The 15,020-nt window shown below is 71.7% G+C and carries 10 protein-coding genes and 1 pseudogene; 3 read left to right on the top strand and 8 right to left on the bottom strand.

Annotated features, from left to right (window positions below):
• Window positions 1-43 precede the first annotated feature (43 nt).
• Window positions 44-838 (bottom strand): class II aldolase/adducin family protein, encoded by a 795-nt coding sequence (locus CP976_RS26540; RefSeq protein WP_150482582.1) that lies wholly within the window; start codon window positions 836-838, stop codon window positions 44-46.
• 211 nt (window positions 839-1,049) lie between these two features.
• On the opposite strand from CP976_RS26540, the gene CP976_RS26535 reads away from it, so the two are divergent.
• A complete protein-coding gene (locus tag CP976_RS26535; RefSeq protein WP_150482581.1) occupies window positions 1,050-1,523 on the top strand; it encodes a pyridoxamine 5'-phosphate oxidase family protein in 474 nt (157 codons plus the stop codon).
• Window positions 1,524-1,526: 3 nt separating this feature from the next.
• On the opposite strand, the gene guaA is transcribed toward CP976_RS26535, so the two are convergent.
• Window positions 1,527-3,107, bottom strand: coding sequence for a glutamine-hydrolyzing GMP synthase (guaA, locus tag CP976_RS26530; RefSeq protein ID WP_150482580.1), 1,581 nt, complete (start codon window positions 3,105-3,107; stop codon window positions 1,527-1,529).
• Between the two features lie 317 nt (window positions 3,108-3,424).
• Here guaA and CP976_RS26525 point away from each other — a divergent pair.
• Window positions 3,425-3,715 (top strand): annotated as a pseudogene (locus CP976_RS26525) (chorismate mutase); the annotation flags it as partial.
• A gap of 529 nt (window positions 3,716-4,244) precedes the next feature.
• Here the strand turns inward: CP976_RS26525 and CP976_RS26520 are convergent.
• Window positions 4,245-5,366, bottom strand: a complete 1,122-nt coding sequence (locus CP976_RS26520; protein WP_150482578.1) for a hypothetical protein — start codon at window positions 5,364-5,366, stop codon at window positions 4,245-4,247.
• Window positions 5,367-5,579: 213 nt separating this feature from the next.
• On the opposite strand from CP976_RS26520, the gene CP976_RS26510 reads away from it, so the two are divergent.
• A complete protein-coding gene (locus CP976_RS26510) occupies window positions 5,580-6,566 on the top strand; it encodes an LAETG motif-containing sortase-dependent surface protein (protein ID WP_167537424.1) in 987 nt (328 codons plus the stop codon).
• Window positions 6,567-6,656: 90 nt separating this feature from the next.
• Here the strand turns inward: CP976_RS26510 and CP976_RS26505 are convergent, their stop codons facing one another.
• The 5 genes from CP976_RS26505 to CP976_RS26485 all read right to left on the bottom strand — a co-directional run bounded on the left by CP976_RS26505 (window position 6,657) and on the right by CP976_RS26485 (window position 15,008).
• Window positions 6,657-8,462: a GMC family oxidoreductase N-terminal domain-containing protein gene (locus tag CP976_RS26505; RefSeq protein ID WP_190146880.1), complete on the bottom strand. Its 1,806-nt coding sequence runs from the start codon at window positions 8,460-8,462 to the stop codon at window positions 6,657-6,659.
• Complete coding sequence (locus CP976_RS26500) at window positions 8,462-10,090, bottom strand: succinic semialdehyde dehydrogenase (RefSeq protein ID WP_150482575.1); 1,629 nt, start codon at window positions 10,088-10,090, stop codon at window positions 8,462-8,464. Before CP976_RS26500 ends, CP976_RS26505 begins: the two co-directional genes overlap by 1 nt.
• A 161-nt stretch (window positions 10,091-10,251) precedes the next feature.
• On the bottom strand, window positions 10,252-11,919 hold the full coding sequence (locus CP976_RS26495) for a serine/threonine-protein kinase (RefSeq protein WP_150482574.1): 1,668 nt from the start codon (window positions 11,917-11,919) through the stop codon (window positions 10,252-10,254).
• 61 nt (window positions 11,920-11,980) lie between these two features.
• The gene (locus tag CP976_RS26490; protein ID WP_150482573.1) at window positions 11,981-13,633 is read right to left on the bottom strand and encodes a serine/threonine-protein kinase; all 1,653 of its coding nucleotides are present in this window, start codon (window positions 13,631-13,633) and stop codon (window positions 11,981-11,983) included.
• Between the two features lie 157 nt (window positions 13,634-13,790).
• Window positions 13,791-15,008 (bottom strand): serine/threonine-protein kinase, encoded by a 1,218-nt coding sequence (locus CP976_RS26485; protein WP_150482572.1) that lies wholly within the window; start codon window positions 15,006-15,008, stop codon window positions 13,791-13,793.
• Between the last annotated feature and the right edge of the window lie 12 nt (window positions 15,009-15,020).

The following is a 15,020-nucleotide window of genomic DNA, read 5'->3' as shown; positions in this document are numbered from 1 at the left end:
GTCCCGCCTGCCCCGGCGGACAACGGGACTTTACGGACACGCCCTAGCTCATCAGGTCCGGCTCACTCCGGCTGACCTCCTGCCACATCGGCTGGTAGTTGATCCACGCCACCAGGTCACCCCCCGACTGCTCCCGTGTCGCCACCGCCATCCGGTGGTCGATGCGGACCGGCCGCCCGGCCGCCTGCGCCGTCAGCTGCACCTGGCAGGACCGTTCCATCGACACGAACCACCAGGCGGCGGCGTCCACCGAGTCGCCGACGGTCAGCAGCCCGTGGTTGCGCAGCACGAGCGCCTTGCGGGAGCCGAGCGCGGCCGCGATGCGCCGCCCCTCCTCGGCGTCGACGACGACGCCGGTGTAGGCGTCGTAGAGGGCGTGGTCCTCGTAGAAGGCGCAGCTCTCCTGGGTGATCGGCTCCAGCAGCTCGCCGAGGGCGGCGAGCGCCCGGCCGTGCACGGAGTGGCAGTGGGCGACGGCGACCACGTCGGGGCGGGCGGCGTGGACCTGGGCGTGCACGGTGAAGGCGGCCTGGTTGACGTGGTAGCGGCCGTCGACGACCTGGCCGTCCTGGTTGGCGAGCACCAGGTCGCTCACGGTGACGTGCCGGAAGGGAATCCCGAACGGGTTGACCCAGAAGCAGTCGCTGTACTCGGGGTCGCGGGCGGTGATGTGCCCGGACACGCCGTCCTCGTAGCCGAGCCGTCCGAAGATCCGCAGGGCGCCGGCGAGCCGTTCCTTGCGGTGCCGGCGCTCGTCCTCGAGCGACTCGTGCATCGGCGGCATCGCGAACCGCAGCCGGTCGGTGGGCAGCGGCAGGGGCGGGGTGGGCCCGTGCATAGGTCCTCCAGCGCTGTTTCTACGTACGGGGCGGAAGCTACCGCCGGTCGGGCCGGGAAGAACAGAACCGTTTCGTGAAGATGAGGCAAGCGCCCCGGCGAACGCCTCGTGAGCACCCGCGCGCACCCGTGCGCACCCCTTTTGCCTCCAGTCTCCCCCACCCCACGAATAGCGGACAGAAGATGTCGGGTTTCGGCGCCAGACTCTCCGTATGACAGAGAACTGGGCGGCTTTCGCCACCGCCGAACCGGATCTGGCCGACACCGTCGAGAAGCGCTTCGGCGCCTACACCCACCACATCCTCGCCACCCTCCGGAAGGACGGCTCGCCCCGCACCAGCGGCCTGGAGGTGCGGTTCCTGAACGGTGAACTGTGGCTCGGCATGATGCCGAACTCGCTCAAGGCGCTCGACCTGCGCCGCGACCCGCGCTTCGCGCTCCAGGCGAACCCCGGGGAGGGCACCGGCATGGGCGGCGGCGACGTCCGGATCAGCGGCCGGGCGATCGAGGTCGACGACGTGGGGACGAAGGCCGGATACGTCGAAGAGGTGGAGCCGCCTGAGCCGTTCCACCTCTTCCGTACCGAGCTCACGGAGGTCGTGCGGACCTACGTCGAGGACGACAAGTACCTCGTCGTCCAGATCTGGACGCCCGGCGAGCCCCTGCGCACGATCAAGCGCACGTAGGGGTCACTCCCACTCGATCGTCCCCGGCGGCTTCGAGGTCACGTCGAGGACGACGCGGTTGACGTCACGCACCTCGTTGGTGATCCGGGTCGAGATCTTCGCGAGGACGTCGTACGGCAGGCGCGACCAGTCGGCCGTCATCGCGTCCTCGGAGGAGACGGGCCGCAGGACGATCGGGTGGCCGTACGTGCGGCCGTCGCCCTGGACGCCGACGCTGCGGACGTCCGCGAGCAGGACCACCGGGCACTGCCAGATGTCACGGTCGAGGCCGGCTGCCGTCAGCTCCTCGCGGGCGATGGCGTCGGCCTCGCGCAGCAGGTCCAGACGCTCCTTGGTGACCTCGCCGACGATCCGGATGCCGAGGCCGGGGCCGGGGAAGGGCTGACGCTGGACGATCTCGTCCGGCAGCCCGAGCTCCTGGCCGACCATGCGGACCTCGTCCTTGAAGAGCTTGCGCAGCGGCTCGATGAGCTGGAACTCGAGGTCCTCGGGGAGGCCGCCCACGTTGTGGTGGGACTTGATGTTGGCGGTGCCGGTGCCGCCGCCGGACTCGACCACGTCCGGGTAGAGGGTGCCCTGGACGAGGAACTCCACCGCCGGGCCCTCGTCCGCGATGATCTCGGCCTGGGCCTGCTCGAAGACCCGGATGAACTCCCGGCCGATGATCTTCCGCTTCTCCTCGGGGTCGGAGACCCCGGCGAGCGCCTTGAGGAACCGCTCCTCGGCGTCCACGACCTTCAGCTGCACGCCGGTCGCGGCCACGAAGTCCTTCTCGACCTGCTCGGTCTCGCCCTTGCGCATCAGGCCGTGGTCGACGTACACGCAGGTCAGCTGGGAACCGATGGCCTTCTGGACGAGGGCGGCGGCGACGGCGGAGTCCACGCCGCCGGACAGGCCGCAGATGGCGCGCCTGTCGCCGACCTGCTCACGGATCGCGGCGACCTGCTCCTCGATCACGCTGCCCGTGGTCCAGGAGGGGGTCAGGCCCGCGCCCCGGTACAGGAAGTGCTCCAGAACCTGCTGCCCGTGCGTGGAGTGCATCACCTCGGGGTGGTACTGGACGCCGTACAGCTTCTTCTCGTCGTTCTCGAACGCGGCGACCGGCACGACGTCCGTGGAGGCCGTCACGGAGAAGCCCTCGGGGGCGGCGGAGCAGGCGTCGCCGTGGGACATCCAGACGGCCTGCTCGGCGGGGGTGCCCTCGAAAAGGGTGGAGGACGACTTGGAGACGTGCAGGTCGGTGCGGCCGTACTCGCGGGCTCCGGTGTTGTCGACGGTGCCGCCGAGGGTCCGCGCCATCAGCTGGAAGCCGTAGCACATGCCGAAGACGGGGACGCCGGCCTCGAAGATCTCGCGGTCCAGGCTCGGGGCGCCCTCCTCGTACACCGACGAGGGGCCGCCGGAAAGGATGATCGCCGCGGGGTTCTTGGCGAGCATCTCGGCGACCGGCATGGTGCTCGGCACGATCTCGCTGTAGACCCGCGCCTCGCGGACACGACGGGCGATGAGCTGGGCGTACTGCGCGCCGAAGTCGACGACCAGGACGGTGTCGGTGGCGCTGGCAGCGGGAGTCGCTGATGACACAGGGTGCCTTCCGGCGGTGGGGCGGGGGTCTTGTGCCACCCGATTCTACCGGGGTGCGGCGGGGCACCGTCCGGGCGCCGGGAACCGGGGCCGTCTCAGGATGCGAACCGTGTTGGACACCCTCGGGGAGCGGGGCATACTGGCCCCATGCTCCAGCACCAGACGTTCGTCTTTACCTATGGCACCCGGCCCGCCGGCTGCCATGGTCGTGCTGCTTGAGCAACTGACAAGCGACTTCCCAGGCGCCCCGGGCCGACAAGGCCCGGGGCGTCTGCCGTCGTCCGGGTCTTGCCGCTCCGGGGCACCCCTCGACGACAAGGAACCCCATGAACGCCACCGAAGTGACCGGCGCCCGTACCCCCGAGGCCGCCGGCGTGATCACCGGCGCGCGTGAGCGCATCGACGCGCTGGACGACCGCATCATCGGCCTGATCCAGGAACGGGCGGCCGTCTCCGCCGTCATCCAGGAGGCCCGGATCTCCTCCGGCGGCCGGCGCGTGAACCTCTCCCGCGAGATGGAGGTCCTCGGCCGCTACCGGGAGGCGCTGGGCAAGCCGGGCACGGCCCTCGCGATGACCCTGCTGGAGCTGTGCCGCGGCAGGATCTGAAACCCCCGTTCCCGGGACAGACGTGCGCCCCCTTCTCACCCGTACGGCGCGTGACCGTCCCGCGGGCCGCTTCGTTGGTCCCGGTGCCCGTGCCAGCCAGGCGCGGGCCCGAGAGAGACCACGCGTGGCTCGCTGGAGCGATGAGACGTACGGATCGTGCCGTGCGTCGTGGGACCTCGCTCCAGGGAAGTGACCGGACGGCAGGGGACAGCAGCCCGGTCACCCATGAGAAAGGCCGGCTCCGGGGACGCCCGGGGCCGGCCGGCGGACCTTGCAAAAATCCATCAAGGCCGGGTCGAACGGTTGCGGGCGCCGCATTCATCCAGCACGATGCGTAGACAGCCCAAGTCCCTCCGCGGACACCCGCGTTGCCCGACCGCCAGAGGTCGAGACCAATGGTCCGGTCGGGTCCGGCCGAGACCAGCGGCGCACCCCCCGGCGCCGCTTCCAGGCACCGGCGCTGCCCTGACGTCGGTGCTGACGAGAAGAAGGGCCCCGCGGCTGCACCCCGCGGGGCCCTTCGCTCTGCTCAGGTGCGCGACACCGTCCCGCACTCGTCCGGGTCGCGGTCGAGGTCCTTGCTCCGGTCGTACGGATCCGTCGTCGGGCCGCTCGGCGGCGCGCCCGTGGGCTCGCTCGACGAGAACTCGGGGTGCAGATAGCCGTCGTGGACGTCGCAGGAGGAGTTGCCGATCTCCTGGTCGTACTCCAGGAGCAGCAGCCGGCCCCGGGTGACCTCGTACTGGGCGGGGTCGGCGAGTTCGACGTCGAGCACCCGGCGCACGATGGTGCGGGTGACCTCGACGGGGCCGTCGGCGCGCACGACGGGGTAGACGAAGGTGTAGTCGGCGCGTACCGCCACGCCCCCGTGGGATCCCTTCTTGAACGTCATGTGCCCGCGCGTCTTGATGACGTCGCCGACCGGGCGCACCTCGTCGGGGTCGAAACGGCTGAACAGCGTCACCGGGTCGTGCTTCGCACTGGGGGAACGCAGGGCGGTGTCGAGCTCGTCGAGGAGTTCCGGTTGTTCGGGGTCGAGCACGGAGAGCGCGGCCTCGGGGCGGGCGCCGCGCACCGTCTTCGGGTCGAGGTTGGCGCCCACCAGCAGCTTCTTCGTCAGTTTCAGCGCCTGCCGCACCCGCTCCTCCGGGACCGGACCGACGGCCTTGGCCTCGGGCAGCACGATGCCGGCCTCACCATCGGCCCAGCGCAGCGCCGGGGAACCGGCGAACGGCTTGTCCAGGGTGGGCTTTTCGGGGTCGGACGCCCCGGGCGCGGCGGTGGGGGCCGCCGTCTCGACGGGCAGCGGTGAGGCCGCGGTCCCCTCGTCCGTGCCGAAGGGGTCGCCGGGCAGCAGCGACGGCTTCAGCGCCACCACGGCCACGGCGACGGCGACCGGCACGCCGAGAACGGCCCACAGCTTGCGACGTCGTGCCACCCGGCCGTTCGACATGGCCGGGCTCGTTCGCCAGCCCGGCGGCGACTCCCCCCGGGCCTCCTGCTGCCGCAGCCGCTCGGTCACCATGCGCGCCCGCGCGGACGGTTCCTTCGGGGCGGAGGTGTTCCGCGCGGTGTCGCGGGCGAACTGTTCCCAGACGTCGTCGGGGATCTCCGGGACCGACGGCTGATCGTCGGACGGCTTTTCAGACACGAAGTCAAGATCTAAGCGGATGTGAAGCGTCTTCACAAGAAGGTCTTATGTGTGACCCAGCCCACATAAAAATTCTGTGAGTGCCAGCACAACCATTCACAGGTTTCACCGATCAAACCTGCGAACCACGGGCCACTCCCGCGCCCCACACGCGGAGGCCTCCCCCAACGTTCGTACCGCATCCCGCGGTACGCCGGACTCTCCGAGGTCTTCATGAAGCTTCGCCGCGCAATGGCAGCAGCGGCCGCTACGGCGGTCATAGCCCCGGTGGCACTGCTCGCGGCACCGGCCGCGTACGCGACCGACGAAACGACGCCCACCCCGAGCCCGTCCGTGAGCGAGTCCACTGCCGAGACGTCGCCCTCGCCGAGCACCTCGGTGAGCGAGTCCGCTCCCGAGACGTCGCCCTCGCCGAGCACCTCCGTGAGCGAGTCCGCCCCGGAGACGTCGCCCTCGCCGAGCACCTCCGTGAGCGAGTCCGCCCCGGAGCCGAGCACGTCGGCGCCCGAGGAGTCCGAGACCCCGGACCCCGAGCCCTCCGTGTGTGAGGACACCAAGGTCGACGTGAGCATCACCGGCCTGCCCGGCAAGATCGCCGCGGGCAGCGGCTGGCACAAGTTCTCGCTGAACGTCGCCAACAACTCCGACTCCACGCTGAACGACCTCGACTTCTTCGCCGGGGCCTCCCCCGACAAGAACGGCGAGGAGCTGTTCTCCAGCAAGCAGGTCCAGCTCCAGGCCTGGGACCCCCAGGACAAGATCTGGGTCGACCTCAACGAGGGCGGCTACGCCGTCGGTTACGTCGGCTACACCGACGAGCTGAAGCCCGAGTACCAGGTCAACATCCCGCTGCGCCTCAACGTCAGCAAGTCCGCCCCGGTCGGCGCCGGCTTCTCGCTCGGCGCGACGATCTACGGCGACAACGACGACGAGTGCATCGGCTTCGGTGACGTCTCGTACAAGTTCCAGATCGTCGCGGCCGGTACGGACACCGGTGGCACCAAGCCGCAGGAAGGCGGCAAGGCGCCCGTCACCGACGAGAAGCCCAGCGGCAACACGCCGGAGGTCACCGGCAGCCTCGCCGAGACCGGCTCCAGCTCCGCCCTGCCGATGATCAGCCTGGTCGGCGGTGCCGCGGTCGTCGCCGGTGCCGGTGCGATCTTCGTGGTGCGTCGCCGTAAGGCCGGCGTCCAGGCGTAAACCACAGCGGCCGGCAGGCCGTTGCACAAGCAGAAGAGGGACCTGCGCTCGGAGGGGGGCGCAGGTCCCTCTTCTGCTGTCCGCCGCCGGTCAGTTCTTCGGCGGTATGGCCGGCATGCCCAGGAACGGCAGCCGCAGCGCGCCGAACGCCTCCGCCGGGACCGCCGGGGATTTCGGCTCGACCGGCTGGAGACGCTGGTAGGCCGCGCCCTGCCGCGGACGCGGGTCGGGCTCGCCCTTGTTGGGCCAGAACGACATCGCCCGCTCGGCCTGGGCGGTGATGGTGAGGGACGGGTTGACGCCCAGGTTGGCGGAGACCGCGGCGCCGTCGACCACCGAGATGCCCGGGTGGCCGTAGAGGCGGTGGTAGGGGTCGATCACGCCGGTCTCGCGGGAGTCGCCGATCGGGCAGCCGCCCAGGAAGTGGGCCGTGAGCGGAGTGCCCATCAGTTCGCCGACGTTCGAGCCCGCGAAGCCGTTGATCTCGGCGGCGAGTACCGACGCGCTCTCCGTGGCCGCCTTGATCTGCTTCGGGTTGGGCGCGCCGTGGCCCTGGCGGGCGGTGAGCAGGCCCCGGCCGACACCCGACGGCTTCAAATACGTCGTCAGCGAGTTGTCCAGCGACTGCATCACCAGGCCGATGATGGTCCGCTCCGACCAGCGGCGGTTGGACAGGGAACGCAGCACCAGCAAGGGGTGCTTCGCCGCGTGGGCGAGGAAGCCCAGGACCCGGGAGGTGCCCGAGTCGTTCCCGGCGTACGGGACCTGGAGGATCGACAGGCTGCCCATCGAGTTGGAGCCCTTGCCGTAGCGGACCGGCTCGATGTGGGTGTTCTCGTCCGGGTGGATCGAGGACGTGATGGCCACGCCCCGCGTGAAGTCGGCCTTCGGCGCGCCGTGCGCCTTGCGGTAGCGCCGGTCGTCGGTCTGGGCGCCGACCAGGGCCTCGGAGTTGGTGCGGGTCAGCCCACCCAGCTTGTCCGACACGTGCGGCAGCTGGCCGCCGGCCTTCATGCGGTGCAGCAGCGTCTGGGTGCCGTACGTGCCGGCGGCGAGGACGACCTGGCGGGCCCTGTAGGTCCGGCCCTCGGCCTTGCGGCGGTCGTCGGTGGGGAGGGTGGCGACCGCGTACCCGCCGCGCGAGTCGTCGGTGACCGAGACGACCGTCGTCAGGGGGTGCACGACCGCGCCGGCCTTCTCGGCGAGGTAGAGGTAGTTCTCGTTGAGGGTGTTCTTCGCGCCGTGCCGGCAGCCGGTCATGCACTCGCCGCACTCCGCGCAGGCCCTGCGGGCCGGGCCCGCCCCGCCGAAGTACGGGTCGGGCACCTCCTGGCCCGGCTTCGCCTTCACCGTGCCGTCCGCGTCCTCGCCGTCGCCGAAGAAGACGCCGACGGGGGCAAGGTGGAAGGAGTCGCCGCAGCCCATGCGCTCCGCCGCGGCCTTCAGGTGCACGTCGGACGGGGTCATGGTCGGGTTGAGCCGTACGCCGAGCATCCGCCGGGCCTGGTCGTAGTACGGCTTGAGCTCCTCCTGCCAGTCCGTGATGTCCCGCCACTGCGGGTCCTCGAAGAACGGCTCGGGCGGGACGTAGAGGGTGTTGGCGTAGTTGAGGGAGCCGCCGCCCACGCCCGCTCCCGCCAGGACCATGACGTTGCCCAGCAGGTGGATGCGCTGGATGCCGTACATGCCGAGCTTCGGCGCCCAGAGGTAGTTCCTGAGGTCCCAGGAGTTCTTCGGGAGGGACTCGCGGGTGAAGCGGCGGCCGGCCTCCAGGACACCGACCTTGTAGCCCTTCTCCGTGAGGCGCAGGGCGGTCACCGAGCCGCCGAAGCCGGAGCCGACCACGATGACGTCGTAGTCGTAAGCGTCCTGAGGCACGTGCTCTCCTCGCTGCATCACCGGAACCGGAACGCCTTCATCAGGCGGAGGCTCCTGCTCATGAACCGGGCGTACTGCTCGTCGTCCATGCCCAGCGCGGGGGCCATCGGGAGCACACGCTGGTGGGCGACCGTCTGGGCCTCGGTGTACTTGAGGATGCCCTCGGCGCCGTGCCGGCGGCCGAGGCCGGAGTCCTTCATGCCGCCCATGGGCGACTGGACGCTGCCGTACGCGGGCGCGTAGCCCTCGTTGATGTTGACGGTGCCGGTGCGCAGCCGGGCGGCGACCTCCTGGCCGCGCCGGCCGTTCTTCGTCCACACCGAGGAGTTCAGGCCGTACGCCGTGGCGTTGGCGCGCTCGATCGCCTCGTCCTCGCTCGTGAAGCGGTAGACCGAGACGACCGGGCCGAACGTCTCCTCCGCGCAGACGGACATGTCCGTGGCGACCCCGTCGAGGATGGTGGGCTCGAAGAAGTACGGGCCGATGTCCGGCCGCGCCACACCGCCCGCGACGACCTTCGCGCCCTTGGCGACCGCCTCCTCCACGTGCCGCGTGACGGTCTCCAGCTGGCGTTCGCCGACCAGGGAACCCATGTCGGCGCCGTACGCCAGGGACGTGCCGAGGCGCATGGCCTTCGTGCGGGCGGCGAAGCGCTCCAGGAAGGCGTCCGCGATCGACTCGTGGACGTAGAGCCGCTCGATGGAGATGCACAGCTGGCCGGCCGAGGAGAAGCAGGCGCGGACGGCACCGGCCGCGGCCTTCTCGATGTCGGCGTCCTCCAGCACCAGCATGGCGTTCTTGCCGCCGAGTTCGAGGGAGACGCCGACCAGCCGGGCGGCGGCGCCCTGGGCGACCTCGCGGCCGGTGCGGGTGGAGCCGGTGAAGGAGACGTAGTCGGCGTGCCGTACGACCTCGGGGCCTATGACCGGGCCGTCGCCGAGCACGACCTGGAAGACGTCGGCGGGCAGGCCGGCCTCGATGAGCAGGTCACGGGCCCACAGGGCGGTCAGGCAGGTCTCCGTGTCGGGCTTCATGACGACCGCGTTGCCCGCGACGAAGGCGGGGAGCGCGTCGCCGACCGACAGCTCCAGCGGGTAGTTCCAGGGCGCGATCTGACCGACGACACCGCGCGGGTGGCGCCGTTCGGTGACCTTGGTGAGGGTCGGCATGGCACCGGCGTGCCGCTTCGGACGGAGATAGGCGGGGGCCTTGCGGCCGTAGTGCCGGGCGGCGACCGCTACGGCCTGGACCTCCTCGTGGGCGTGCAGCCGGGCCTTGCCGGTCTCCAGCTGGATCAGGTCGAGCACCTCGGCCTGGCGCTCCAGCACCAGGTCGTGGAAGCGCAGCAGGACGGCGGCGCGCTGCCGTATCGGGGTCTGCGCCCACACGGCCTGGGCGGCGCGGGCCAGTTCGAAGGCCTTCGCCACGTCCTCGGGCGTCGACTCGGGCAGGTCGGCCAGCTTCTCACCGGTGAACGGCGTGTGGTTGGCGGTCCGGCCGGAGCCGGTCACACCCTTGGTGAGCTGGGCGACCAGCTCGGGGGTCACCACGTCGGCGGCGGTGCGGGCGCCCTCCGGGGCGGGGGCGAGGGGGTTCGTGCCGGCCTGTGCCGTGCCGGGCTTCTCCGGGGCGTGCGCGTCCGTCATGAGCCGCAGGGTATGCCCCGGCGGAGCCTTTGGGTACCCGTCGGTAATACGGCTTCACCGAGTACACACAAGGCGCCAGTGGCTGCTGGCAACGAACGCCCTGATCAGGGCGTTGTGCGGTGACGAGTTGGTGTGATTCAGCCTTTTACGATCCCGGTGATTCAGCCTTCCGCGATGCCGAGCCGGTCCCGGGCGCCCTGGAACACCGAGGTGCCCTCCTTCTCCCCGGGCGTGCCCTTGGGCATGTCGACGCGCAGTTCGTACATGCGGTCGTCGTCGGTGCGGATCATCACCCGCATGACCCGCCTGGTGTCCTCGCCCAGGTGGTAGGTGGTGTCGGCGAGGGCGGCCTCGTGACCCTGGACGCTGGTGCGGGTGTACTGCGTGTCCCCGCGGACGACGGGTGCGTTCCGGAGCTGGTCCATCGGGGAGCCCGGAGCCCGGTCCCAGAGCAGGAGGCGGACCTGGACGGTGCCGCCCTGTTCGTCGCCGTAGAGCACCGTGCGGGGCTGGTCGGTCGCGCTGCCGGTCCGGTCGAGTTCCCGGTAGTGGCGCGGGAGATGGAGTACGGCCGCCAGGTCCGGATCGCGGTGCGGGGTCCAGGTCTCCACCGTTTCGGCGGTCTCCGCGCTGCTGGCGTCGCCGAGGTGGGTGACGGCCCCTATGCCGCCGGTGAGCAGCGCGCCCAGGAGGGCGATGGGGGCGGGGCGGAGGAGGCTTGGACGCTTGGGCGGTGCGGGGTCCTGCCGCTCTGCGGGGCCGGCCTCCGGTGGTTCGGCGGCCTCCGGTGGTTCGGCGGCCTCCGGCGGTTCGGCCGCCTCCTCGGGCCGTGGCGTGCCGGGGTCCTCCGCCAACTCCAGTACGTGTTCGGCCTCCTGAGCTTCTTCCGGCACCTCGGCCGCCGCCGGCCCGGCCGTCTCCGCCAGCGCCGCCGCGACCTCCTCGGCATCCGGGCGCAGGTCGGGGTCCCGCACCAGCAGTCGTGCGATCAGCGGGCCGAGGGGTCCGGCCTGCTTCGGTTCGGGCGGCTCGGCGGCGAAGATCGCGGCGAGCGTGGCCTGCGGTGTGGTCCGGCGGAACGGGGACGCCCCCTCGACGGCGGCGTACAGCAGCACGCCCAGGGACCACAGGTCTGAGGCGGGCCCGGCGATCCGGCCGGACACCCGCTCGGGGGCGACGAACTCCAGCGAGCCGACGGACTCCCCGCCGGCCGTGAGCGACTCCTCGCCCTGCACGTGGGCGATGCCGAAGTCGGTGAGGACGACGCGCTGCTGCGGACCGAGCAGCACATTGGCCGGTTTCACGTCCCGGTGCACGATGCCGACGGCGTGCGCGGCGCGCAGGGCACCGAGGACGGCGAGGCCGATCCGGGCGGCTTCGCGCGGGTCGACCGGGCCGCGCCGGAGCACCTCGTGCAGGGACTCGCCCCGCACCAACTCCATGACGATCCACGGGAGTCCGTCGAGCGCCGCGTCGATCGCGTTCAACCCGTCGCGTCCGACCGGCCGGTGGCGGTCGATCCGCCCGTCGCGTGCGTCCGGCTGCCGCTCCGGCTCGACGACCACGTCGTGGATGGTGACGGCGGCGGGGTGGTCGACGCGGGCGGCGGCGCGGGCCTCCCGGTAGAGCCGGTGGGCCGCGCGCCGGTGGCTCTCGTCCTCCGGGTCGCCGGGCACCCGGGGCTGCTTGACGGCGACGTCACGCTGCACGAGGTCGTCGTAGGCCCGCCAGACGGTGCCCATCCCGCCGGAGCCGATGCGCTCGATCAGCCGGTACCGCCCGCCGACCGACCGGCTCTGGGCGCCCGTCCCGCCCCCGTCGTTGCTCATGCCCCATCAGTACCCCGCGGGGCGGCGGCTTGTCGAAGCGGGTCAGTGGCCGGACACCGGTTCAGGTCCCGTCGATGTCCAGGTTCGCGATCGCCGTGTCGGCGACCTCCCGCCCGCGACCGGTGAAGTCGCCCTTGCCCGGGTAGCTGACGGTGAGCTTGTACATGTCGCCGCCGGAGGTCTTGTAGTAGAAGATCCTGAGCTCGCGGGGGCGGGGGTTCTCGCTGTCGTCGGTGTCGTAGGTGACGGTGTTCTCGGCGGCCTTCCCTCCCCTGTACGTGGTGTCCCTGGGGGCCGTCTTCGGGTTCTCCGGCATGTCCAGCGGGTAGCTGCCGCTGTCCTTGAACGCACTGTCGTCGTCGTACATCTCGGCGGCAGCGGAGCCGGCGATGGCACTGCCGGTGTCCTCCGCCTTCTTGTCGAGCGTCAGGCTGATCCAGATGCTGCCGCTCCAGTCGGTGTACGTGACCCAGTGCCCCTGGTCGGACTCCCGGTCGGGCACGGTCCGCTGGTAGTCACCGGGCACGGCCAGCGACGCGGCGAGTTCCTTCTCCTGGCGTGTCTTCCAGCCCTCGGGCAGCGGCCCGGCGAACGGGTTCGCCAGCACCAGGTACGCCGTCACCGCCGCCGCGACGACCGCCGCACCGAGCCCGGTCCACCCCTTGCGTCCGATCCGGAGTCTTCGGCCCCCGCCGCCCTGACCGCCCATGACCTGGACGACCTGCGTGGGCCGGTCCGCCGGCGGGTTCGCGGCGGCCTCCAGCAGGGCTCGCACCCGGGAGGCGTCCGGGCGGCGGGCCGGGTCCTTGTGCAGCAGGCCCGTGATGGCCTCGGCGAGCGGGGCCTGGGCGGAGGCGGGCGGCGCGGGCGTGGCGTTGAGGACGGACTGGAGTGTGGCGGGGGTGTTGCTCCGGCGGAACGGCGAGACGCCCTCCGTCGCCGCGTACAGCACCACGCCCAGGGACCACAGGTCGCTGGCCGGGCCCGGGCGCTGGCCCAGCACCCGCTCCGGCGCGATGTACTCGGGCGAGCCGACGAAGCCGCCGGTGTCGGTCAGGTTGGTCTCGCCCTCGATCTGCGCGATGCCGAAGTCGGTGAGGACGACCCGGTCGTACCGGCCGAGCAGCACGTTGTCCGGTTTCACGTCGCGGTGCAGGATGCCCGCCGCGTGCGCGGCCTCCAGCGCGCCGAGCACCTCCAGGCCGACCCGGGCCGCCTCGCGCGCGGACAGGGTGCCCTCCTGGAGCGCGTCACCCAGCGAACGGCCCTGCACGAGCTCCATCACGATCCACGGCTGTCCCTCCACGACCGCGACGTCATGGACGTCGACCACCGCCGGGTGGTCGAGCCGGGCCGCGGCACGCGCCTCGCGGCGCATCCGCTCGAAGGCGTTGGCGCGTTCGCGTTCGGGAAGATGCTCCGGGACGCGGGGTTCCTTGACGGCGACCTCCCGGTCCACCGTCTCGTCCTTGGCGCGCCACACCGTGCCCATGCCGCCGTGCCCGAGCTTGGCGATCAGCCGGTAACGCCCGGCGATGAGCCGCCCGACACCGGGGTCCTGGACCGCTGCCACCGACTGGGTCGGCACGACCTGGGTGGGCGTCGCGTACGGGTTGCCCGGTACCGGCGCCGGTGTACTCGACGGATTCGGTGGTTGCAGAGCGAAACTCGTTGGCTCGTCGGCCCCGGATCGGGCTCCCCCGTTGTTGCTCATGAGGTCATCCATATCGCGCCAAGCGCTTGCGCATCCAGCACGGAAGCGTCCCGGTCACAGACCCGTGACGCGAGCCGATGCTTATCTCCCTTTCGCACCGGTACAGTGCTTTATTTTCCCTCTATACCGGTACGGGGCTCATCGGCTGTCCGCCGTGTCAGGGCGAGGGTGAGGTGGCGGCGGTGGCGGCGGTCGTGGTGGCGTTGGTGGCCGCCGGAGTGCTCGGAGTGCGCGTGCCGTGGGTGGACGGTCCGGCCGAAGGCGTCGCCGGCGTGGAACTCGTCGGCGTGCGGCCGCCGTCCCCACCGCCCTCCATGAGCAGCGCCGCCGCCGACACACCCGCCCCGGCCACCGCGGCGACCAGCAGCGCTGCCACGAGCACCCGGCGCGTGGGCTGCCGGAGCATCTGCTCGTACCGCTGGTCCGGGCCGGGCATGTCCGTCGGCGGCGCCGGCGATCGCCGACCGGCGTCGTCCTGCGGCCGTCCGTGCGGGGCACCGCGCACCGTCGGCGCGTACCCGGGCGGCGGAGCCTGCGGCGTACTGCCCGTCTCGCGGAACACCCGCAACATCCGCTCCGCCCGGTCCGCGTCCAGCCGCCGGTCCGGATCGCGTTCCAGCAGGCCCTGTACGACGGGCAGGAGCGGCCCGGCCTGGGCGGGCGGGCGTATGTCTCCGACGACGACCGCGTGCAGGACGCCGCCCAGCGAGTCGCGGTGGAACGGCGACTCGCCGCTGAGGGCCGCGCACAGCAGCGCGCCCAGCGACCACAGGTCGGACTCGGGCCCCGTCCGGATCCCGGACATCCGCTCGGGCGCGGTGTATTCGGGCGAGCCGACGAAGGAACCGTTCTCGGTGAGCGTGGGGGCGCCCGCGACCTGGGCGATGCCGAAGTCGGTGAGGACGACCCGGTCGGTACCGTCCTCCAGCAGGACGTTGTCGGGCTTGAGATCGCGGTGCAGCACCCCGGCCGCGTGCGCGGCGCGCAGCGCGCCGAGCAGGGCGATACCGATCCGTGCGGCCTCGGCGGCGTCGACCGGGCCCTGCGTGGCGAGACGGTCGGCGAGCGAGCCGCCCTCGATCAACTCCATGACGATGTACGGGCGTTCGTCGTCCTCGACGACGTCGTGGACGACGATGATGTGCGGGTGGCTCAGCTGCGCGACCGCCCGTGCCTCGCGCAGCGTACGGTCCCGCTGCCGGCGCGCTTCCGCCGCGGAGAGCGACTCGTCGAAGGGGAGCTCCTTGACGGCCACACCCCGGCCGAGCAGCTCGTCGGTCGCCCGCCAGACCACGCCCATGCCACCGCGCCCGAGCCTCGCCTCGAGCCGGTAACGGCCCGCGATGACACGCGTGTTGTGCCCCTCGGTCCCCATGCGGCAATCATG

The sequence above is a fragment of the Streptomyces coeruleorubidus genome (assembly GCF_008705135.1).
Classification (GTDB): domain Bacteria; phylum Actinomycetota; class Actinomycetes; order Streptomycetales; family Streptomycetaceae; genus Streptomyces; species Streptomyces coeruleofuscus.
The sequence above is the reverse complement of the archived record's forward strand: the minus strand, read 5'-3'. Positions and strand labels throughout refer to the sequence as shown.